Origin of the sequence: Gemmiger formicilis (genome assembly GCF_024462815.1) — a bacterium.
In the GTDB taxonomy this organism is placed as follows: Bacteria; Bacillota; Clostridia; order Oscillospirales; family Ruminococcaceae; genus Gemmiger.
This window is the reverse complement of the sequence record NZ_JANGCG010000019.1, coordinates 23,726-44,136: the sequence shown is the minus strand read 5'-3', so window position 1 is coordinate 44,136 and position 20,411 is coordinate 23,726. Positions and strand designations below refer to the sequence as shown.

18 protein-coding genes are annotated in these 20,411 nt (G+C 57.3%); 10 read left to right on the top strand and 8 right to left on the bottom strand.

Annotated elements, in window-relative coordinates; genetic code table 11:
• Nucleotides 1-9: 9 nt before the first annotated feature.
• Nucleotides 10-816 carry a DUF624 domain-containing protein gene (locus NE623_RS12700; RefSeq protein WP_256272352.1) on the bottom strand — a complete coding sequence of 269 codons (807 nt, stop codon included), beginning with the start codon at nt 814-816 and terminating at the stop codon, nt 10-12.
• Nucleotides 817-993: 177 nt separating this feature from the next.
• On the opposite strand from NE623_RS12700, the gene NE623_RS12695 reads away from it, so the two are divergent.
• Both NE623_RS12695 and NE623_RS12690 read left to right on the top strand, forming a co-directional pair.
• Entirely contained in the window at nt 994-1,752 is a 759-nt protein-coding gene (locus tag NE623_RS12695) for a hypothetical protein (RefSeq protein ID WP_256272351.1), read from the top strand.
• Between the two features lie 268 nt (nt 1,753-2,020).
• Entirely contained in the window at nt 2,021-2,668 is a 648-nt protein-coding gene (locus NE623_RS12690; RefSeq protein ID WP_256272350.1) for a hypothetical protein, read from the top strand.
• An 80-nt stretch (nt 2,669-2,748) separates the two neighbouring features.
• Here the strand turns inward: NE623_RS12690 and nifJ are convergent, their stop codons facing one another.
• Together nifJ and tsaA are read right to left on the bottom strand one after the other, a co-directional pair.
• Entirely contained in the window at nt 2,749-6,288 is a 3,540-nt protein-coding gene (gene nifJ, locus NE623_RS12685; RefSeq protein WP_256272349.1) for a pyruvate:ferredoxin (flavodoxin) oxidoreductase, read from the bottom strand.
• 297 nt (nt 6,289-6,585) lie between these two features.
• A complete protein-coding gene (gene tsaA, locus NE623_RS12680; RefSeq protein ID WP_256272348.1) occupies nt 6,586-7,263 on the bottom strand; it encodes a tRNA (N6-threonylcarbamoyladenosine(37)-N6)-methyltransferase TrmO in 678 nt (225 codons plus the stop codon).
• 244 nt (nt 7,264-7,507) lie between these two features.
• On the opposite strand from tsaA, the gene NE623_RS12675 reads away from it, so the two are divergent.
• Genes NE623_RS12675 through NE623_RS12665 form a run of 3 tightly spaced genes read left to right on the top strand, consistent with a single transcriptional unit; the run spans nt 7,508 to nt 11,183 of the window.
• On the top strand, nt 7,508-8,317 hold the full coding sequence (locus tag NE623_RS12675) for an ABC transporter ATP-binding protein (protein WP_367268939.1): 810 nt from the start codon (nt 7,508-7,510) through the stop codon (nt 8,315-8,317).
• A gap of 27 nt (nt 8,318-8,344) precedes the next feature.
• Entirely contained in the window at nt 8,345-9,769 is a 1,425-nt protein-coding gene (locus NE623_RS12670; RefSeq protein ID WP_256272346.1) for a GGIII-like transmembrane region-containing protein, read from the top strand.
• Nucleotides 9,756-11,183 carry an ABC transporter permease gene (locus NE623_RS12665; RefSeq protein WP_256272345.1) on the top strand — a complete coding sequence of 476 codons (1,428 nt, stop codon included), beginning with the start codon at nt 9,756-9,758 and terminating at the stop codon, nt 11,181-11,183. The genes NE623_RS12670 and NE623_RS12665 overlap by 14 nt, the downstream gene beginning before the upstream one ends.
• 740 nt (nt 11,184-11,923) lie before the next feature.
• Here NE623_RS12665 and jag read toward each other — a convergent pair.
• The 5 genes from jag to rpmH all read right to left on the bottom strand — a co-directional run bounded on the left by jag (nt 11,924) and on the right by rpmH (nt 15,427).
• A complete protein-coding gene (gene jag, locus NE623_RS12660; RefSeq protein ID WP_256272344.1) occupies nt 11,924-13,081 on the bottom strand; it encodes an RNA-binding cell elongation regulator Jag/EloR in 1,158 nt (385 codons plus the stop codon).
• A gap of 42 nt (nt 13,082-13,123) precedes the next feature.
• The gene (locus NE623_RS12655) at nt 13,124-14,146 is read right to left on the bottom strand and encodes a YidC/Oxa1 family membrane protein insertase (protein ID WP_256272343.1); all 1,023 of its coding nucleotides are present in this window, start codon (nt 14,144-14,146) and stop codon (nt 13,124-13,126) included.
• 257 nt (nt 14,147-14,403) lie between these two features.
• A complete protein-coding gene (gene yidD / locus NE623_RS12650) occupies nt 14,404-14,664 on the bottom strand; it encodes a membrane protein insertion efficiency factor YidD (protein WP_256272342.1) in 261 nt (86 codons plus the stop codon).
• The gene (gene rnpA, locus NE623_RS12645) at nt 14,661-15,017 is read right to left on the bottom strand and encodes a ribonuclease P protein component (RefSeq protein ID WP_256272341.1); all 357 of its coding nucleotides are present in this window, start codon (nt 15,015-15,017) and stop codon (nt 14,661-14,663) included. The genes yidD and rnpA overlap by 4 nt, the downstream gene beginning before the upstream one ends.
• A gap of 275 nt (nt 15,018-15,292) precedes the next feature.
• Nucleotides 15,293-15,427, bottom strand: coding sequence for a 50S ribosomal protein L34 (gene rpmH, locus NE623_RS12640; RefSeq protein ID WP_078785104.1), 135 nt, complete (start codon nt 15,425-15,427; stop codon nt 15,293-15,295).
• A 415-nt stretch (nt 15,428-15,842) separates the two neighbouring features.
• On the opposite strand from rpmH, the gene dnaA reads away from it, so the two are divergent.
• From dnaA to remB, 5 genes are all read left to right on the top strand, one after another.
• The gene (dnaA, locus tag NE623_RS12635) at nt 15,843-17,165 is read left to right on the top strand and encodes a chromosomal replication initiator protein DnaA (RefSeq protein WP_256272340.1); all 1,323 of its coding nucleotides are present in this window, start codon (nt 15,843-15,845) and stop codon (nt 17,163-17,165) included.
• 493 nt (nt 17,166-17,658) lie between these two features.
• Nucleotides 17,659-18,768, top strand: a complete 1,110-nt coding sequence (gene dnaN / locus NE623_RS12630) for a DNA polymerase III subunit beta (protein WP_256272339.1) — start codon at nt 17,659-17,661, stop codon at nt 18,766-18,768.
• Between the two features lie 7 nt (nt 18,769-18,775).
• Nucleotides 18,776-18,991: an RNA-binding S4 domain-containing protein gene (locus tag NE623_RS12625; RefSeq protein WP_215692645.1), complete on the top strand. Its 216-nt coding sequence runs from the start codon at nt 18,776-18,778 to the stop codon at nt 18,989-18,991.
• The gene (recF, locus tag NE623_RS12620; protein WP_256272338.1) at nt 18,991-20,082 is read left to right on the top strand and encodes a DNA replication/repair protein RecF; all 1,092 of its coding nucleotides are present in this window, start codon (nt 18,991-18,993) and stop codon (nt 20,080-20,082) included. The genes NE623_RS12625 and recF overlap by 1 nt, the downstream gene beginning before the upstream one ends.
• Nucleotides 20,083-20,085: 3 nt before the next feature.
• Nucleotides 20,086-20,346: an extracellular matrix regulator RemB gene (gene remB / locus NE623_RS12615; RefSeq protein WP_256272337.1), complete on the top strand. Its 261-nt coding sequence runs from the start codon at nt 20,086-20,088 to the stop codon at nt 20,344-20,346.
• The last annotated feature ends 65 nt before the right edge of the window (nt 20,347-20,411 follow it).

Here is a 20,411-nt window from a genome sequence, read left to right as displayed (position 1 = left end):
GGCTCCCCCTTACTTGTGGTCAAAGTTGGGTTCGTTCTGTGCCATACGCTCCTCAATCTCGGCATCGCGGCGGGCAGCAAGGGTTTCCTCCAGCTTAAAGACCTTGTTCAGGCCCTCGTAGAGAATCATCATTGCCACGGTCACCGGCAGCCAGAAGCCGAACACCACAATCACCAGAATCGTGGCAGGCAGATAGAGCAGCGTCAGCCCCCAGTACGCCGCCAGCACCAGTGCAGCCGCGGCCGTGCGCGGGAAGAAGGCAAAAAACATCAGCCCGGCATTTTTGACCAGCTGGGGCAGCGGCAAATCCACCAGCGGCACCTGCGCCAGCAGCCAGCTGAAAAAGCCGGTGCAGACAAAAATGCCCACCAGGCTGGCCACCCACATCTTGGTGTCAGTGTTGCCGCTTTCGGCCTGCACACGCAGCATCCATGCCCAGCTGCCCACAAACAGGCCCAGCAGCGCGCCGGGGACAAGGCTCTGTTTCCAGTTCTGCTTCCATGCGTGCTTGTAGGTGTGCCACCAGTAGCCCGGCTCATCGCGCAGGGCGCGCAGCACGGTATCCATCATACAGGACAGGAACGGCCCGCCCACAAGACCGGCCAGCACGCCGCCCACAACGGTAAGCAGCGCCGAGTGGCCCATCATACCGAGCACCGCCAGCACCGTGCCGGGCAGAAAGCCCAGCACGCACAGAAAGCTGGATTTGTACAGCGGCCACAGGTCACGGCCCATCAGCTCAAAAAAGCGGGGCAGGCCCACCTTGCGCCCCTGCACCGGGGCGGCGGTTTCGTTGGTTTCAGGTTGATTGGACATTGGTTGTTCTCCCTCTTATTTTACAGCGCGGCGGGCCGTGCCTTTTGTATGCAACTATACTACTTTATCATACCCTGTTTGCCGCCCGCTTGCAAGGTATGGTCAAAATAAGTTTACAATTATTCTGCCGGATTTGTGGTATAATAAATAGGATATTATCAAAGGAGTGTTTCCTCAATGGCTTGGGTCACGAAAGACAGCACAGAAACCTACAATCAGACGCCGGAGCCCCCGCGCGAATATACCAAGCAGGAAAATGCCGCCAACTGGTGGCATTACCATTGGATGTGGGTGGTCATTGGCGTGGTTGCCGTGTTGCTTGCCGCCTGGATTATCAAGGACACGGTCTTTCAGACCCGGCCCGATGTACAGATTGCCTATGTAGGCCTTCACGATTTGCCCGCCGACACCGTGACTGCCCTGCAGGACGCGCTGACGCCCTACTGCACCGACGTGAACGGCGACGGCAAGGTGGTGGTGCAGGTGGACAGCTACACCGTGGATTTCGATGCCGAGAACACCTCCACCGACGCTTACTACCAGATGGCCGGTGTCACCCGGCTGAGCGCCGAGCTGGCCAGCGGCGGCAAGACCTACCTCTTCCTGCTGGAGGACCCCGAGGGCTTTGAGAAGCAGACCGGCGCGCTGCAATATCTGGACGGCACCGTGGACGATGACCCCACCACCGCCAACCCCGACTGGCACGAGATGGTCTACCGCTGGACGGACTGCCCGGTGCTGGCCGGGCTGGATTTGGGCGATTACTACGGCTACACCGCGATGGACAGCACCACCGGCACCAACCAGAGTGTGCTGGCCGGGCTGTATGTGGGCCGCCGCGGCGTCTGGGATGAAAACCAGGTGGAGACCTACGCCAGCTGCGCCGAGCTGTGGGACGCCCTGACGGCCGGGGCTGTCTCCACCGCCGCCGAATGAGCCGCGCACTGCCGCCCCTGAAGGGGCATCTGCGCCGCAAAATTCAACCCAAGCCCAAGCAGCCGCCGCTACCGGAGAATCCGTACAAGCGTTTTTTCACGAAGAACCGCAGCTTTGAGGAGTTGGCCCGCCAGCGCAGGCTATAACGCTGCAGCGGCGTTTTTCGTCATACTTTTTCTGTCGCACCCCACCGGGATGCGACATTTTTTATGCCCTCCCGCCGCTACAATAGGTTTTGTAATGACATTTTTACGGAGGGATTTTACTTATGCTGCAAACTCTTGAACGCACCCAAACCTTTGACGCCCGCGTGCTGAACGCAGACCACGCCGCAGCCCTGCGCGCGCTGACCGGGCCGAGCGGACTGCCGCTGCTGCCCTGCCTGCACCCGGCGTTGGAGGAGGGGCAGATCGTGGGCGATTACGCCGGGCAGGAGGAACTACAGGCCGCCGCCGCGCTGCTGCCGCTGTATGCCGAGGACCCGCTGCCCACTAGCCTGCGGGCGGCCGGGTACGGCGCGGACGGGCAGGGCGCTGTGCTGACGCCGCCGGTGCTGCGCGGCGATTACACACAGCTGCGTCATTTTTTGCGGTTGGCGCTGCGCTGGGCCACCGAGCGCTACGCAAGCTACCACGTCTGGGCTGTGCTGCCGCTGGATATTGAACACCCGGCAACGTGTGATGACATCTGTGCGCAGTATCTCTCGGCCGGGTTGACGCTGCGGGGGATGCGCCCGATGGCCGGGGCCACGCAGATGTTGATTTTTTCGGCCCGGGGCCTTGCGCAGTGGCGCGACCCGCTGCGCCGTTGCCGCCTGTGTGACCCGGCCCTGCCCCGCGTGCTGGAGCGCGGCTACGCCGCCGGAGATTTCGGTTGGGGCAAGGACGGATTAGAGCTGGTGCTGCGGCCGGTGTAAAAGATTTTCAAAAACAAAAGTGCCCCCTGCCTTGCGGCAGGGGGCACTTTTATTTAGCCTTTACGCGGCACTTGCACAAATTACTTGTACAGGTCGACCAGCTTGGTCAGGTGCTCGTAGCGGGCATCGGCGACTTCCTGGTTCTTCTTGAACAGGGCCTCGGCACGATCCGGGAAGGCACGAGCCAGACGGCTGTAACGAGTCTCGTTGGCCAGGAACTCCTGGTACTTGGACATATCGCCAGCCTTGGAGGTCAGGGTGAACGGGTTCTTGCCCTCAGCCTTGTTGGCAGGGTTGAAGGAGAACAGGTTCCAGTAACCGGCAGCAACAGCCTTCTTCATCTCGTTCTGGCAGTTGGTCATGCCGCCCTTGACACCGTGCAGCTCGCAGGGAGCGTAGCCGATGATCAGAGACGGGCCGGGATAAGCCTCGGCCTCGGCGATGACCTTGACTGCCTGAGCCATGTTGGCGCCCAGAGCAATCTGAGCAACATAGATGTAGCCGTAGGTCATGCAAATTTCAGCCAGAGACTTCTTGCTGATTTCCTTACCAGCAGCAGCGAACTGGCAGACCTCACCGATGTTGGAGGCCTTGGAAGCCTGTCCGCCGGTGTTGGAGTACATCTCGGTGTCGAAGACCATAACATTGACATCGTGGCCGGAAGCCAGAACGTGATCCAGACCGCCGTAACCGATATCATATGCCCAGCCGTCGCCGCCGAAGATCCAGAAGCTCTTCTTGGCCAGATACTGCTTGTCCTTCAGGATTTCCTTGGACTCCTCGCAGCCACAAGCCTCCAGGGCAGCAATCAGGGCCTTTGCGGGCTCATCGTTTGCCTTGGTGTTGTTCTTGGTCTCCAGGAACTTGTCGATGACTGCATCCAGCTCAGCATTCTTACCCTTCAGGGCCTCAACCTTGGTGATCAGGTTGGCGCGGACGGTCTCATAACCAATCTGCATGCCCAGGCCATGCTCGGCGTTGTCCTCGAACAGGGAGTTGATCCATGCGGGGCCGTGGCCGGAAGCCTTGTTGGTGGTGTAGGGGCTGATGGAAGCGGTGCCGCCCCAGATGGAGGAGCAACCGGTAGCGTTGGAGATGAACATCTTCTCGCCGAACAGCTGAGTGATCAGGCGAGCATAAGAGGTCTCGGCGCAGCCTGCGCAGGAGCCAGAGAACTCAAGCAGCGGCTGATTGAACTGAGAACCCTTGACGGAAACCTCGGACATAACGCCGGGGATGTTGTCCTTCTTGCGGATGTTCTCGACACAGTAGTCGAAAGCAGCCTGCTGCTCGGACTGGCTCTCCTGCGGCTTCATCTCGATAGCAGCAGTCGGGCAGACGGTGACGCACTCGCCGCAGCCCATGCAGTCCAGCGGAGAGACAGCCATCGTGAACTTGTACTCGCTTGCCTTGGGCTTGGTGTCGGCCAGCTTGGTGGAAGCCGGTGCAGCCTCAGCCTCAGCAGCAGTCAGGCAGAACGGACGGATGGTAGCATGAGAGCAGACGAAGGCGCACTGGTTGCACTGGATGCACTTCTCAGCGTTCCACTCGGGAACCATGACAGCGGTGCCGCGCTTCTCGTAGGCGGAAGCACCCTGCTCCCACTCGCCGTTGACGTTGCCCTCGAAGGCGGAAACAGGCAGGCTGTCGCCGTCCATACGGGCGATGGGCTCCATAACGTCGCGAATCTGCTTAACCAGAGCCTCGGGTCCCTTCAGGGCCTTCGGAGCCGGGTCAGCAGCGGGGTTGGACCAGGAGGCGGGAACCTCGACCTTGTGGACAGCGTCCAGACCAGCGTCGATAGCCTTCCAGTTCATCTGGACAACAGCGTCGCCCTTCTTGCCGTAGCTCTTCTTGGCAGCGGCCTTCATGTACTCGACAGCATCGTCGATGGGCATGACGTCAGCCAGCTTGAAGAAGGCAGACTGCAGGATGGTGTTGGTGCGCTTGCCCATACCAATCTCAATGGCCTTGTCGATAGCGTTGATGGTGTACAGCTGAATGTTGTTGTCGGCAATGTACTTCTTGTCGGCAGCATTCAGGTGCTCATCCAGCTCGGCATCGGTCCACTGGCAGTTGATCATAAAGACGCCGCCCGGCTTGACATCCTGGACCATCTTCATGCCCATGTGGATGTAAGCGGGGTTGTGGCAGGCCACGAAGTCAGCCTGGTTGATGTAGTAGGGGCTGCGGATGGGCTTATCGCCGAAGCGCAGGTGGCTGATGGTGACACCGCCGGTCTTCTTGGAGTCATACTGGAAGTAAGCCTGAATGTACTTGTCAGTATGGTCGCCGATGATCTTGGTGGAGTTCTTGTTGGCGCCGACAGTACCGTCACCGCCCAGACCCCAGAACTTGCACTCCTTGGTGCCGGGGGCGGAGGTGATGGGGGCGGGCTTGACCTCAGGCAGGCTGAGGTTGGTCACGTCGTCGGTGATGCCGATGGTGAAGCGGGGCTTCGGGGCATCCTTCTCCAGCTCGGTGTAGATAGCAAAGACGCTGGACGGCGGGGTGTCCTTGGAACCCAGGCCGTAGCGGCCGCCGGTCAGGACGACGTCGTTCATGCCGGCCTCACGCAGGGTGGTGGCGACATCCAGGTACAGGGGCTCGCCCAGGGAGCCGGGCTCCTTGGTGCGGTCCAGAACGGCAATCTTCTTGACCGTCTTGGGCAGGACCTTCAGCAGAGCGGAAGAGACCCAGGGACGATACAGGCGGACCAGGACCAGACCAACCTTCTCGCCCTTGGCGGTCAGGTAGTCAACAACCTCCTCTGCAACGTCGCAGATGGAGCCCATAGCGATGATGACGCGGTCAGCGTCCTCAGCGCCATAGTAGTTGAACAGGTCGTAGTTGGTGCCCAGCTTCTCGTTGATCTTGGCCATGTACTTCTCAACAACGGCGGGCAGAGCCTCGTAAGCGGGGTTGCAGGCCTCACGATGCTGGAAGAAGACGTCGCCGTTCTCGTGAGAACCGCGCATCTTGGGGTGCTCGGGGTTCAGGGCCTTGGCACGGAACTCCTCGACAGCCTCCATGTTGCACATTTCCTTCAGGTCCTCGTAGTCCCACTTCTCGATCTTCTGGATCTCGTGGGAGGTACGGAAGCCGTCGAAGAAGTTCACGAACGGAACGTGGCCCTCGATGGCGGACAGGTGAGCAACGGGAGAGAGGTCCATGACCTCCTGCGGGTTGGTCTCGCACAGCATGGCAAAGCCGGTCTGGCGGACTGCCATAACGTCGCTGTGGTCACCGAAGATGTTCAGGGACTGGGTAGCAACGGTACGTGCAGAAACGTCAAAGACGCAGGGCAGCTGCTCAGCGGCGATCTTGTACATATTGGGGATCATCAGCAGAAGACCCTGAGAAGCGGTAAAGGTGGTGGTGATAGCACCAGTACCGAGAGAACCGTGCACGGCGCCTGCGGCACCGGCCTCGGACTCCATCTCAACAACCTTGACCTGGTTGCCGAAGATGTTCTTCAGGCCTGCAGCGCTCCACTGGTCAACAGTATCGGCCATGGGGCTGGAAGGGGTGATGGGGTAGATGGCAGCCACATCGGTGAACGCATAAGCTACGTGCGCCGCAGCGGTATTGCCGTCCATAGACTGTTTAGCTCTGGGCATTTTCTTTCCTCCGTTTTTATTAGAGTTTTGCATAAAAGCTGTGCGGGTGTCAGGGCCGCACAAAGCCCGCGTCTGTCTGGCACGCGCCCCAATGTTGCTCCGGGCACAGTTCCAGATAAACGCTTTTGCATAGCTTTATTGTACCAAAAAACACCCCTTTTCGTAAAGGGGTTTTGTTCAGAAAGTTGCACAGATTTTTAAACTCGTTGTGTGCATTTTGACCATTTTGACGAACCGGCCCATTTTAAGGCCGTTTTGCAGTACAGTTTATAGTACAGTGTTCCGCATAGTGGAATTTCATAGGATCTCGGTGACGGTCAGCACCGCGCCATCCACGGTAAAGCGTATTTTATTCTGCCCGAAGTCGAGCGCATACACCCGGCCGGGGTCATGCTGGTAGGCGGGGCGGGGGTCGTTTTTCAGCACGCCCAGCAGGGCGGCGCGCTTGTCCTTTGGCACCTTGCACAAAAGGGCGTCCGGGCAGTGTACCTGCAGAGCGTACTCCTTTGTGGTGTCGGTGAAGCCGCCGCGGGCCTCGGGGTGGGCGTCCACATAGGGCAGATAGGGCTTGATGTCAAAAATCGGCGTGCCGTCCAGCAAATCCGCGCCGCGGACAATCAGCTCGCCGTTTTCCACCCCGGCCAGCTCCACGCAGGAAAGGCCCAGCGCGTTGGGGCGGTAGGGGCTGCGGGTGGCAAAGACGCCGCGGCGCTCGTTGCCGCCAAGGCGCGGCGGGCGCACGGTGGGCCGCCAGCTTTTGCCCGCGGCATACTCCGCCGCCACCGTGGAAAACTGCCAGATCAGCCAGAGCCGGTCATAGCCCTCGATGCCCACAAGGGCGTTCGGGTCACGGTATTCCGGCTCAAACACAATGCGTGCCGTCAGCTCCGGCACCAGCCCGCTCTGGCGCGGAATCCCAAATTTATCGGTAAAATCGGTATGAATATGTGCAATGGGATGAATTACATAGTCCATCGTAACACCAACCCCCTTTTTGCCTACTATTATATAAGAAAGTGAGGGAAAAGGGAAGGGGGCGGCATATAGGCCGCCTGCGGGCCGATGCAAATCCCGTGAATGAGTTGCAACGTGATGAGGGGCGGCTCTGTTTTCGGAAACATTGCCATTTTTCCCGGGCAAAATTTTACAACCTTCCGCCCTTCTATTTTATGTCGGAATATGCTATAGTAGACTATATAATGTAAAAGGGGGTATGATATTGGCACCCATTATTCATACAGAGAAGCTGCGCAAGGTCTATGCAGTCGGCAAGGAGCGCGTGGTGGCGCTGAACAATGTCGATTTGTCAATAGAGAAGGGCGAGTTCTGCTGTATTGTCGGCCAATCGGGCAGCGGTAAATCCACCCTGCTCAACCAGCTGGCCGGGCTGGAAAAGCCCACCTCCGGCAAGGTGTTCATCGGCCGCCACGAAATCAGCAAAATGACCGAGAACGAGCTGGCCGAGTTCCGCCAGCAGCACCTCGGTTTCATTTTCCAGAGCTACAATCTGCTGCCCACCATGACGGCGGCGGAGAACGTGGCCCTGCCGCTGATGTTCAAGGGCGTGGACAAAAAGACCCGCCTTGCCAAAGCCCGCAAGGAGCTGAAGGCCATGGGCCTGCTGGGCCGCGCCAACCACCTGCCCACCGAAATGAGTGGCGGCCAGCAGCAGCGCGTGGGTATTGCCCGCGCCTTCGTCAGTAGCCCCAAGGTCATTTTTGCGGACGAGCCCACCGGCAACCTTGACTCCCGCACCAGCAAACAGGTGCTGTACCGTATGCTGGAATTGTCCAAAAATAACTCTGTTACGTTTGTTATGGTCACCCATGAGCCGGAACTGGCCGAGTGTGCCGACCGCATTGTGACGATACTGGACGGCAAGGTCTGCTCCAACGTGGTGCAGGACGAGGAAGCCAAGCAGCGCAACCGCGACGCGCTGTTTGCCGACCTGAAGGGCGATCTGAACATCGGCGGTGAGGCCGCAAAAGAACACACCACCGAAAAGCCCGCCCCCGCGGAAAAAGCCTGATTTTAAATTTGGAGGTACATACAACCCATGAAACGCCTGTTTTCCCTGTTTACCGCTCTGGTGCTGGCGGTGGCGCTGTGCGCCCCGGCTATGGCCGATGACCAGGACAATTCTACCCCCACTCCTGCAAGCTCCGAAGATGCCTACGTCTCCGCCTATACCGTCACCGACGCCGCGGGCGGTGAGATCAGCAAGATTGAGGTCGGCGACAGAATCAACATTGTGCTGAAGGTTGTGGACCACGCTTCGGCGCGGTACAACGTCAAGGCGGAGGAAATCTCCGCCCGCATCAACTCCTCCGCCTTTACCTTCACCGGCATCGGTGAGGTCGGCCAGTTGTTTGCAAGCAACGATGACCCTGACCAGCAGCGCCTGCAGCGTGTGCGCAGCGGCAACCCCACGGGCACCGATGCAGCTGACAATGCACAGTATAATTATTACAGCTACGTTTTGCTTTTCCGTGACGTTATCTACAACGGCGGCGGCAACACGCTGCCCATCAACCTCAGCTATATGGACACCTCCAAGCCGCTGCAGCAGTTCAGCGTGACTATTGGCCAGTGTGTGGACAAAGACCAGACCACCTCGCCCAACCTGCTGGTGCGCAGCTCCAGCTATGGCGACAGCGTCACGGCCGGCACCGCCTTCACCCTCTCGCTGGGCGTCTATGCAACCGATGGCAGCGAGGCGCTGAACGATGTGATTATTGCGCTGACCCTGCCGGAGAATATCTCTCTGAAGAGCGGCAGCCTGTCCAGCTATGTGGGCAGCATCTCCCCCAAGCAGACCCGCGAGGTTTCGTTTGACATTATGCCCTCCGCCGGCTTTGCCGGTACTGTGGCCGATATCACCGTAAATATGTCCGGCACCGGTGCCGTGACCGGCAAGGCTGTGACCGCCACCACCACGATTTCCGTGCCGGTCAGCCAGCCCAATCGCTTTGAGGTCGGCCAGCTGGAGCTGTCCAGCGACACCATCTATGTGGGCGATACCGGCAGCGTCACGCTGACCTATGTCAACAAGGGCAAGAACGCCATCAGCAACCTGGAGGCACGCCTGACCGGCAGCAATCTGGGTGCGGGCGGCTACCAGTATCTGGGCAACCTGAATGCGGGCACCGAGGGCAGCGTGGATTTTGACATTGCCCCCGATGCCGCCGGTACCGTCTCCGGCGTTATCACGCTGAGCTATGAGGATGCCTCCGGCAATCCGCAGACCATCTCCAAAGATTTCTCGGTCAGCGCCGAGGAAATGAATATGGACGATTCCTACTACGACCCGTCGATGGACGATGTCCAGCCCGAGCAGACCGGTATGCCGGTCTGGGCGTGGGTGCTCATCGGCGTGTGCGGCGCGGTGGTCATCATCGTGATTGTGGTTGTGGTAGTTCGCAAGCGCAAAAAGGCCAAGGCTCTGGCTGCACTGGAAGAGGACAGCGATGAAGATATCTGATGAAATCAGCCTGTCGGCGCGCAATCTGCTGCGCCGCAAGGGCCGCACCGCGCTGACGCTGGTGGGTGTTGTCATAGGCACCTGTATGGTGGTGCTGATGATTTCACTGGGCATTGCCCAGACCAAGACCAACGAGGAAATGCTGCAGAGCTGGGGCGACCTGACACAGGTGCAGATTTACGGCTACGGCACGATGATGGGCAGTGACGGCAAGCCGCTGTATCTGGACGATGCAGCCATTGCCAGCATCAAGCAGATACCCCATGTGTTGGCGGCAACGCCCTACGCGCAGGGGTATACTATGAGCGGCACCATCACGGCGGGCCGCAATGACCGCTACACGATGGATATTTCTAATCTGATCGGCATCGACCCCACCGCACTGGAGCCGATGGGCTTTGCCCTGCAGAGCGGCAGCTGGCCCACAAACACCCCCGCCAGCGAGAAATCCACCAAGCTGCAAGTGCTGGTCGGTGCCTCGACCGGGTACGGCTTTGAGGATTCCCGCAAGAGCTACAACAGCCCCAAGCGCTACCGCTATGAGGGCCAGACCGACGCCTCCGGCAAGACTCTGCCGCCCTTTGTGGACATCAACAAGGACGAAATGACCCTGACCTTAAAAACCGGCGACGGCTCGACCGAAAAGACCCGCACATGGGAGCTGGAGATTGTGGGCGTGCTGGAGCCGGACGGTGCCAAGGGCTACTGGACGCAAAGCGGCATTGTGCTGCGAATCCAGGATATGAAGATGCTGCAGAAGGTCTACGACGATATGACGAAAACCAAGGAGCAGAACAAGAGCTACGATCAGGTTTACGTCAAGGTCGATGACCTGAAGAACGTCTCGGACGTAGAGGAGGCCATCCATGAGCTGGGCTTCTCCAACACCTATTCGATGAACCAGCAGCGCGAGGAAATGCAGAAGCAGGTCATGAACAGCCAGATGATTTTTGGCGGCATTGCAGCGGTTTCGCTGCTGGTTGCGGCCATCAACATCATCAACACAATGACCATGGCTATCTATGAGCGCACCCGCGAGATTGGCGTTATGAAGGTGCTGGGCTGTGAGCTGGGCAACATCCGCACCATGTTCCTGCTGGAAAGCTCCACCATCGGGTTCATCGGCGGGTTGATTGGCCTGTTGATAAGCCTGCTGGCCAGCTTTGTGCTGAACAATCTTTCCACCATTCTGGCGATGTTCGGGCAAAGCGGCGGGCTGGATTTGTCCGGTATGATGGGTGGCGGCGGCTATTATATGATGGACGGCAGCGGCGGCAACACCATCTCGATTATTCCGCCGTGGCTGATGCTGGCGGCGCTGGTATTTGCCACACTGGTGGGTCTTGTGGCCGGTATCCTGCCCGCCAACAAGGCCGTAAAAATCAGCGCGCTGGAAGCCATCCGGCACGATTGATTGGATTTTATATGTAACTATGGGCACTTCCCGGAAGGGAGGTGCCCATTTTTTGTGTAAAGATTGATTATGGTTTATCTTCGGGCATAATTTTCATTTTACCCTCTAGGGAGGGGTCTTGCCCCCTCCGCGGTTTATTGCTATATGCCGTTTATTATTCGCTGCTCTGTAGGGGCCGGGCACGCCCGGCCCGCACGTTACCGGCTAACTGCATTTCCCGGGTAACTGCCCCCGCATCCGGCCCTGCGGGGCCACCTGCCCCCGGAGGGGGAAGGCTTATCTTTACCCCCATTTTCACCTCAAAATGATGTTAAATATGGTTTTTAACAACATTCTGGATTTTTCCACCGCGGATTTCCACAACTAAAGGAAGTTTTCAACATTTTCCACAGAAAAATCGGGCCGGCGGGCGGTTTCCCACGGCGACGCCGGACAATTTTTACCGTATTATCGTCATTTTATAATTTTCAACATTTTTCACGAGTTTTCCACATGGAAAACCCCGGGAAAGTGTGGAAAAGCAGTTTTCCTGTGGAAAAACCGTATCTGTAGGGGTACTGCCGCTGCCGCAGACCTATATATTGTTACAAAACTGTGTCCAACCGCCCCGGATACCCCCGGTTGTAGGCGGTGGAAAAACAAGAGTTTTCCACACGCCTGTGGAAAACCATGTGGAAAAGCACAGCAAAAATAAAACCACCGCCCGGCTTGAAGCGGGCGGCGGTTCTCAACATCAGGGGTTAAAATTCAATCTTGCCGAAGGCGAAATCATCGCCGTCATGGATGCGCTCGGTGGTCTTGGGTGCCATCGGCTTGGCGTCCGGGTCACGCGGGGTATCGGCAAACTCGCGGGCGGGCACGCTGGAGCGCGGGCCGCCGTAGCGGGGGCCGCCGTAGCGGGGGCCGCGGTCACTGCGCTGGCCACGGTAGCCACCACGGACACCGTCACGGCCACTGCGGGGCCCTCTGGAGCCGTTTCCGCGGTAGCCGTGGCCACCATCCCGGCGCTGGCCACGGCCGCCCTCACGGCGTCCGCCGCGCTGGTTGCGGGCGTTGTCACGATCCGGCAGGTTGCAGGCATCGGGGTCGGTGGAGTAGAGCACCACGTGGCGGGCCGGGCCTTCGCCCTTGCTCTCGCTGCGCACGCCGTCAATCTCGGCGATGGCGGTGTGGATGATGTGGCGCTCGTAGGGGTTCATCGGCTCCATCTCATAGTAGCAGCCGGTGCGGATGACGCGGTCTGCAATGCGCTTGGCAAGGGCAGAGAGGTCATCCTCGCGCTTGTTGCGGTAGCCGCCGACATCCAGCCCCAGCTTGACGTAGGGGCCTTCCATGCGGTTCACAACGAGGCTGGCAAGGTAGGAGAGGCTCTCCATCGTCTCGCCGCGGCGGCCAATCAGGGCGCCCATGTGCTCGCCGGAGACCTTCAGGATGGTGGCAGCGCCCTTTTTGACAGCGCTGAAGGTGAAGTTCTCCACACCCATCAGGTTAAAAATCGGGGTCAGGTAGTCCACAGCGGCCTGCAGGCGGGGGTCAGTGGCGATATCCAGCGGAATCTCAACCTCATCCTCGGCAACAGGGGCCAGCTCGGCATCCTCGACCATCTCCTCGACAACGGCCTTCTCGATGGCCGGGGCAGTCTCGTCAGAGATTTCAACAACCTCGGCGGGTTTTGTGGAAACCTCGGCGGGCTTTTCCTCCGCAACGGGTGCGGGGGCGGCCTCCGGCTCCTCAACCTTCACAAGAACCTTGGCAGGGATGGTCTTAAACAGCTTGCGGGCGGGGAATTCCAGCACCTCATAGCTGACGTTGATATCGTCACGATCAACGCCCAGCGCGTCGCAGGCGGCCTGCACGGCGGCCTCAACGGTCTTGGCGCTCATTTCCATACTGCGCATATGGGAAACCTCCTTCTTACTTTGTCATTTTTACGCGGGCAATCAGTCCTTGTTCAGCGGGGTGGTACGCTCGTCCTTGTAGAGCTCCGCCTCACGCTGGCGGGCCAGCTCCAGACGCAGCTTGTTGGCCTCGCCCAGGGTGACCTCCTTCTCCACCTTCTTGCCGTCCTGCTCGACGGTGACAGTGCGCTTTTTCTTCTTCTCGGCGCGCTTGGCGGCCAGCTCGGCCTCATACTGCGCCTTGAACTTTTCGGGGCTGTAGATTTTGTAGGTCACGAAGGACTGGAAAATCTGGAACACGTTGGAAACGCCGTAGTACAGCGAGAAGCCGACAGGGGCATTGAAGCAGAAGGTAACGAACATCAGGTTCATAACCAGCATCATAATCTTCATGCTGCCCTGCATCTGGGCGTCCATGCCGGAGAGCTTCTGGGTGAGGAAGTAGCTGACGAACATCGTAACCGTGGCGATGGCGGGGAAGATGGCAATCGGCGTCAGGTGGAAGCCGGGGATGTCGCACATATCCATGCCGAAGAAGCTGGTGTTGAAGTTCTGGATTTCCTGCACAACGCTGGCAGAAATGATGGAGGGGTCGATGGACGCGCCGTTGTGGATGGCCTGAATCAGCGCGGTCTGCATGGTGGAGGTGTTGGTGGTGGCCAGACCGATGGCCTCGCACGCGGCCTTGACGGCATCATTGCTGACGCCGAAAATGTAGTGCACAGGGTAGTACACAACACCCAGGAAGCCGAACAGCACCAGCATGGTCAGCAGCATGGGCAGGCAGCCGCCCATCGGGTTGTAGCCGTGCTCCTGCTGGAGCTTCATCAGCTCTTCCTGCTGCTTCTGGGGGTCATTCTTGTACTTCTGCTGAATCTCGGTAATCAGCGGCTGGAACACGGACATTTTGGCCGTGGACTTCTGCTGATGGATGCTCAGGGGGAAGAGCAGCAGTTTAAGAATGAGGGTGGCAACAATCATTGTTGCCGCGTAGTTGCCGATGAAGCTGTAGAGGATCTTCACCAGCGGGCCAATCAGTATGGCCAGGAAATACATAAAAGACATAGCCTTTCCTTCTGCCCCGTCTGCGCCCGGGACCTTTATTTTTATGTAGGTCTCTGCTGCGCAGGGCAAAGACATGAGAAGCGGGGAATAAATAATAGATAATAAATAATAAATAATAAATTTGGTGGAGTTTTCGCCCGGGGGCGAAAACAAAAATAACAAGTGCTTTCAACAAAGGGAGCTCCCATTGTTTAAAACGCGCCGCCGCGGGCGGCGCTCCTTATTTATTATTTATTATTTTTTATTTCTTATTTGCCTTATTTGCTTTTCGTCAGCCTTCTCTCCGGGTTGACCCACCGGCCCTTTTCCGGCACCGGATCATAGCCGAATTTTGCAAAGGGCTGGCAGCGGAGCAGCCGCCAGATGGTAAGCAGCAGTCCCTTGCACAGGCCATGGGTGGCAAGGGCCTGCATGGCGTACTCACTGCAGGTGGGCACAAAGCGGCAGTGATGCCCGAGGTGCGGGCTGATGTACCGCTTGTAGCCCCGCAGCAGGGCAATCAGCGCTTTTGTAATCATACCTGCGGGGCGGAGGCTGCCTTGTCGGGCAGGCCCGCCTTGGCAAACAGCTTGCCCAGCGTTTTGCTGAGCTGGGTGCTTTTCAGGTGCGGGGTCTGGCCGCGGGCCACCAGAATGATATCATAGCCACCGATATTCTGGGCAAGATGCTCCGACAATGCGGCGCGCATCACCCTGCGGGCGCGGTTGCGCTGCACGGCATGGCCCACCTTTTTGGTAGCGGTCAGCCCGATACGAGTATACCCCAGCCGGTTTTTGGCCACGTACAAAACACAGTGCGGGTGCACGTAGCTTTTGCCCCGGCCGTATACCCGGTTGAACTGCCAGTTTTTATCTAAGGTGCGATAACGCATGGGTGGAAATCCTTTGTTTAAATACTAGATAAGAAATAATAAATTTGGTGGAGTTTTCGCCCGGGGGCGAAAACTAAAATAACAAGCGTTTTCAACAAAAGGGGTTCCCATTGTTTAAAATGTGCCGCCGCGGGCGGCACACCAGCTTTATTCTTTATTATTTGCTTATTTATCTAATAATACCTTTTTTCTCTGCGTCTGTAAAGTGAATTTGAAAAAAGGGCTGCCGATTTTTGCTTCGGCAGCCCTTTTGTTCACATAATTTCTGAAGTGAATCAGACAGTCAGGCTCTTACGGCCCTTCGCACGGCGGCGGGCAATGACCTTGCGGCCGTTCTTGGTAGCCATGCGGTTCAGGAAACCGTGGACGCGGCTGCGCTGACGCTTCTTGGGCTGGAAAGTACGCTTCATTTTTCATTCCTCCTGTTGAAATCCCGGTATGGGCTGTTTTGCTCAGGGCTTCGCCCATACACTGGGGCAGCCTTGCAGAGTTAGATTATACGCGATAAGACCCCCATTTGTCAAGGGTTTTTTGTTAGAATTTTTCGCTCCCGCGTCAAAGAATTGCCGCTACAGAAAGTTATCCACTACATTTTGTACTATTTACTGTTGAAAATCGCACTTCTTGTGGAAAACTTTCCGGTAAAATTTTTTATCTGCCGTCCCTGCGGGAAAATTTTCAACAATTCGGCTTTTTAAAAAAATTCCTACTTTATTATATATAGCTGTTGTTTAAAACCCGATTTTGTGGTATACTGTATGTAGTATTTTTGCGCCCTGTTTTTGGGCGTTCATCTATAACAGGAAGTGGGGAGTATCGACATTCATGGATTCCATCAATGAGGTATTGGATGCGGTCAAGGTCTATTGCAAGGAAAAGACCTCCGACGCCACCTATGCGTTTTACATCAAGGATATCAGGGCGGTCAGCTTTGAAAATTCCAACACCATCACGCTGGAGCTGCGCAGTGAGTTCGTTATGAAAATTGTATCGGACCGCTACACGGCGCTGCTGAAGGAGGCCTTCAAGGCCATCCTCGGCTTTGATGTTGAGATTCTCTATGTAGCGGCCCCGCCGGAGGACGGCGAGAAGTCCGATGGCAGCGAGCCGAAGATGGACGAGAAGTCCCTGCCCAGCGGGCGGTATGATTTCACCTTTGAGAATTTCATCAAGGGACCCTCGAACCAGTTTGCGTTTGCGGCAGCGCAGGCTGTTGCGGCCAATCCGTCCGGCGCGTACAATCCGCTGTTCATCTATGGGCCGTCCGGTCTGGGCAAGACCCATCTGCTGAACGCCATCCAGTTTGAAATCAAGAAAAACCATCCGGATTTCAACATTGTCTATGTGGATTGTGAAATGTTCACCAACGAGACGATTTCCGCCATCAAGACGGCAACGATGGAGCAGTTCCGTCAGAAATACCGCAAGGCAGACGTGCTGCTGATTGACGATATCCAGTTCCTGGCAGGCAAGGAGAGCACGCAGGAGGAGTTTTTCCACACCTTCAACACGCTGCACAATGACGGCCGCCAGATTGTGATTGCCTCCGACCGCCCGGCCAAGGAAATCAAATCGCTGGAGGAGCGTCTGCGCACCCGGTTTGAGTGGGGCCTGACCGCCGACATTCAGCCGCCGGATTTTGAGACCCGCGTGGCCATCGTCAAGCGCAAGGCAGAGTTGCTGAATCTTGATCTGCCGAACGATGTGGCCGAATACATTGCCAATCATCTGAAGCAGAACATCCGCCAGCTGGAGGGCGCGGTCAAAAAGCTGAACGCCTATTATATGCTGGAGGGCATTGAGCCCTGCATCGGCGTGACGACGACCGCCATCAAAGATACGCTGAACGACAGCCAGCCGATTCCGGTTACGATTGAGAAAATCCTCAACGAGGTGGCGCGCACCTACAATGTGATGCCTGCGGATATACGCGGCAAGAAGCGCAACGCAAATGTGAGCGCCGCACGGCAGATGACAATGTACATCATCCGCGAGGTGACCGGCATGAGCATGGAGGCAATCGGGCAGGAATTCCAGCGCGACCATTCCACCGTGGTGTATTCCATCAAAACGATGGAAGAAAACATCAACCGCGATCAGCACCTGAAAGAAATGTGCAGCGACATCATGAAAAACGTCCGCGCCTAAGGTCCTTTCTTTAAAGAAAGGACCCAAAGAACTTTTCATGCCTTTTCCCGCGAGCAGGGCTGTAAAAGAAGCGTAACATCGAGCAATCCCGTCCCCGGGTTGTGGCTTTAAAGTTTCTTTGCTTACTTTCTTTTCAAAGAAAGTAAGCTTTCAACGGAGTTTTTAGTTTTCAACGTGAGGTATTCCACGAAGGGTGTTGAAAAACAGCGGGTTTTGAATTTTCCACAAGAAAGTCAACAGCCTGTTCAAAACATTGAACGCCTGATTTTCCGCGGTGGAATCAAGCGCGGCAGAGTTTTCCACGAAACTAACAGCCCCTACTACTACTACTACCAAAGTTAATAGTTTCTTCAGCCAGAAGGCTGAAAAGAAACCTCTGCTACCCATAAAATCAGCACGAACCTTGTGGAAAACAGAAAAAAGTAAAGATAACCGAGATTATTGAAGTTTTTTGCGCCGCTTTTTTACAAAAAAGCGGCTTCGAGGAGATACTATGAAATTTGAATGTGAAAAAACGCTGCTGGCCAGCGCCATCGACGGTGTTTCCCGCGCTATCACCAACCGCGCAGCCATCCCTGTGCTGGAAGGCATCTATATGAAGGCCGAGGGCTTCAACCTGACCCTGACCGGCTACGATATGGAAATGGGCATCACCACTACGATTGAATGTAACGTTCTTGTACCTGGTGAAACCGTTCTTGACGCTAAACTGCTGAGCGCGATGGTCAACCGTATGCCCGCGGGCGATGTCTGCATTGAGCTGAACGATGAAGGTCAGGCAAAAATCAGCGGTGGTGTGGCAGAATTTGAGATTCCCGCGCTGAACGCCAGCGATTACCCCAGCCTGCCCGTGACCGGCGCAGACAATACCATGACCGTAAAATGCGGTATGCTGCGCGAGATGATTGAAAAAACCATCTACGCCGTCAGCCAGGATGACAAGAAGCCGGCCCACACCGGCGAACTGTTCGTCATTGAGCCGGGTAGCCTGACGATTGTTGCACTGGACGGCTACCGTCTGGCCATCATTCAGCGCGATGTCGAGTGCACCCGTGATATCCGCATCATCATCCCGGCCAAGACACTGCAGGAGCTGCTGAAAATTATGGGCGGCGCGGATGACGATGTGAAAATCGACGCCAACCGCCGCTATGTCGTGTTTACCTCCAACGGCTACACGATTATGAGCCGCCTGATTGAGGGCGACTTCCTGAACTACGAGAGCGTTATCCCGAAGGATAAAAAAACACGTATTACCGTTGATTGCAAGACCTTCATCGATACGATTGAGCGTGCATCCCTGGTTATCACCGAGCGACTGAAAAACCCTCTGCGCATTACCTTCAGCGAGGATAAGGTCACGGTGCGCTGCCAGACGCCGCTTGGCAAGGTGCTGGATGAGTTTGCCCCGGTCGAAATGACCGGCGACCCGGTGGAAATTGGCTTCAACAACCGCTATCTGCTGGATGCGCTGCGCTACTCCAAATGTGAACGCATGGTGCTGGAAATCAACGGCCCTTTAAGCCCGGTCAAGCTCCTGCCCGAGGACGGCAAGGACTTCATCTATCTGGTGCTGCCGGTGCGCTTCAAGAACGAGGGTTGATAGAATTATGGAAAAAATACGTATCAACACGGAATTTATCAAGCTGGACGCCCTGCTGAAGTTTGCGGGCCTGTGCGAGACCGGCGGCGAAGCCAAGGAGCTGATTCAGGGCGGCGCGGTCAAGGTCAACGGCGAGGTCTGCACCATGCGCGGTAAAAAATGCCGTGCGGGGGATACCGTGGAGCTGGACGGCCAGACCGTGCAGGTCGCGGAGGGCGCGTAATGCGCTTGACCCATCTTGAATTAACGAATCATCGTAATATTGCGCACGCAGAGTTGAACCCTGACCCCCACCTGACCGTGCTGTGCGGCCCCAATGGGCAGGGCAAAACGAACCTGCTGGAGGCTGTCTGGCTGCTGACCGGCGGAAAGAGCTTCCGCGGTGCCAAGGATGCAGAGCTCATAAAGCGCGGCGAGGAATTTTCTGTGCTGGAGGGCGCATTTGAGACACAGGACGTCGAAAAAAGCATCCGGCTGACCGTGGGCAGCAAAGGCAGCCAGCGGCCCGGGCGTACCGGGAGGCTGAACGGCGCGGACATTGGGCGTGCCGCGGCACTGGCCGGGAATTTTCAGGCCGTTGTGTTTGAGCCGGATTTGCTGAGCCTTGTCAAGGGCGGCCCGGATGGGCGGCGGCGGTTTCTGGATTCGGCGCTGTGCCAGGTGTACAGGCCGTATCTGGTGGCGCTGCGGCGGTATATGCGGCTGACGGCCCAGAAAAATGCGCTGCTGAAAAGCTACGATATAACGCCAAACGGCGGGATGCTGCTGGACACCTACGATGAACAGCTGGCGGAATACGGTGCCTTGATTATGGAGCACCGCTGCAAATTTCTGGCCGAGGCAGCCCCGGTGGCGGCGCAGAATTACCGGGATATCTCCCACGGGGCGGAAACGCTGGAACTGCGCTATCTGATGTGCACCGACGCGCCCACCCCGGAGGCACTGGCGGCCAAGCTGCACGCTATGCGCCCCGCGGAGCTGCGCGCCGGGTTCTGCCTTGCGGGCCCCCACCGCGAGGATTTGGAAATTCTGTTGGACGGCCAACCCGCTAGGATTTACGGCAGCCAGGGCCAGCAGCGCAGCTGCGTGCTGGCTATGAAGCTGGCCGAGGCCACCGTGGTAGGGGAGCTGTTCGGCGAGCACCCGGTTCTGCTGCTGGACGATGTTCTGAGCGAGCTGGACGATGAGCGCCAGACCTATCTGCTCACCCGCATGGGGGAGCACCAGACCATTGTGACAACCTGCGACACCGCTGCTTTTGCGCGTACCAACGGTAAAATTGTGATGGTCAAAAACGGAGAAGTGACGGAGTAGGCTATGTATTTTCACGCAGGGCAGGACTTTGTACTGAATACGCGGGACGTTATCGGGGTGTTCGATCTGGACACAGCCGGTGCCTCGCGCAGGACAGAGGAATATTTCCGCCACGCAGAGGCGGAGGGGGCCGTGGTCGATTTGTGCGCACCCGGCACGCTGCCCAAGAGTTTTATGGTCACAGACTTCCCCGATGAGACAGTCTACATCAGCCAGCTTTCCCCCGCAGCACTGAAAAAGCGCGCTGAAAAGTTGGATTTTTAAATTGTAAGTTATCGCCCAATCAAGGGGCAATATCGCAGAATGGCGTGCCGGGTGTGCCCGGCCCC

Bases quoted from the DNA above. Each gene is read 5' to 3' on its own strand.
- remB (WP_256272337.1), top strand. From the start codon at position 20,086: ATGTATTTTCACGCAGGGCAGGACTTTGTACTGAATACGCGGGACGTT.
- NE623_RS12670 (WP_256272346.1), top strand. From the start codon at position 8,345: ATGAAACGCCTGTTTTCCCTGTTTACCGCTCTGGTGCTGGCGGTGGCG.
- tsaA (WP_256272348.1), bottom strand. From the start codon at position 7,263: ATGGACTATGTAATTCATCCCATTGCACATATTCATACCGATTTTACC.
- jag (WP_256272344.1), bottom strand. From the start codon at position 13,081: ATGCGCAGTATGGAAATGAGCGCCAAGACCGTTGAGGCCGCCGTGCAG.
- nifJ (WP_256272349.1), bottom strand. From the start codon at position 6,288: ATGCCCAGAGCTAAACAGTCTATGGACGGCAATACCGCTGCGGCGCAC.
- NE623_RS12690 (WP_256272350.1), top strand. From the start codon at position 2,021: ATGCTGCAAACTCTTGAACGCACCCAAACCTTTGACGCCCGCGTGCTG.
- dnaA (WP_256272340.1), top strand. From the start codon at position 15,843: ATGGATTCCATCAATGAGGTATTGGATGCGGTCAAGGTCTATTGCAAG.
- rpmH (WP_078785104.1), bottom strand. From the start codon at position 15,427: ATGAAGCGTACTTTCCAGCCCAAGAAGCGTCAGCGCAGCCGCGTCCAC.
- yidD (WP_256272342.1), bottom strand. From the start codon at position 14,664: ATGATTACAAAAGCGCTGATTGCCCTGCTGCGGGGCTACAAGCGGTAC.
- NE623_RS12700 (WP_256272352.1), bottom strand. From the start codon at position 816: ATGTCCAATCAACCTGAAACCAACGAAACCGCCGCCCCGGTGCAGGGG.
- NE623_RS12655 (WP_256272343.1), bottom strand. From the start codon at position 14,146: ATGTCTTTTATGTATTTCCTGGCCATACTGATTGGCCCGCTGGTGAAG.
- NE623_RS12695 (WP_256272351.1), top strand. From the start codon at position 994: ATGGCTTGGGTCACGAAAGACAGCACAGAAACCTACAATCAGACGCCG.
- NE623_RS12665 (WP_256272345.1), top strand. From the start codon at position 9,756: ATGAAGATATCTGATGAAATCAGCCTGTCGGCGCGCAATCTGCTGCGC.
- rnpA (WP_256272341.1), bottom strand. From the start codon at position 15,017: ATGCGTTATCGCACCTTAGATAAAAACTGGCAGTTCAACCGGGTATAC.
- NE623_RS12625 (WP_215692645.1), top strand. From the start codon at position 18,776: ATGGAAAAAATACGTATCAACACGGAATTTATCAAGCTGGACGCCCTG.
- dnaN (WP_256272339.1), top strand. From the start codon at position 17,659: ATGAAATTTGAATGTGAAAAAACGCTGCTGGCCAGCGCCATCGACGGT.
- recF (WP_256272338.1), top strand. From the start codon at position 18,991: ATGCGCTTGACCCATCTTGAATTAACGAATCATCGTAATATTGCGCAC.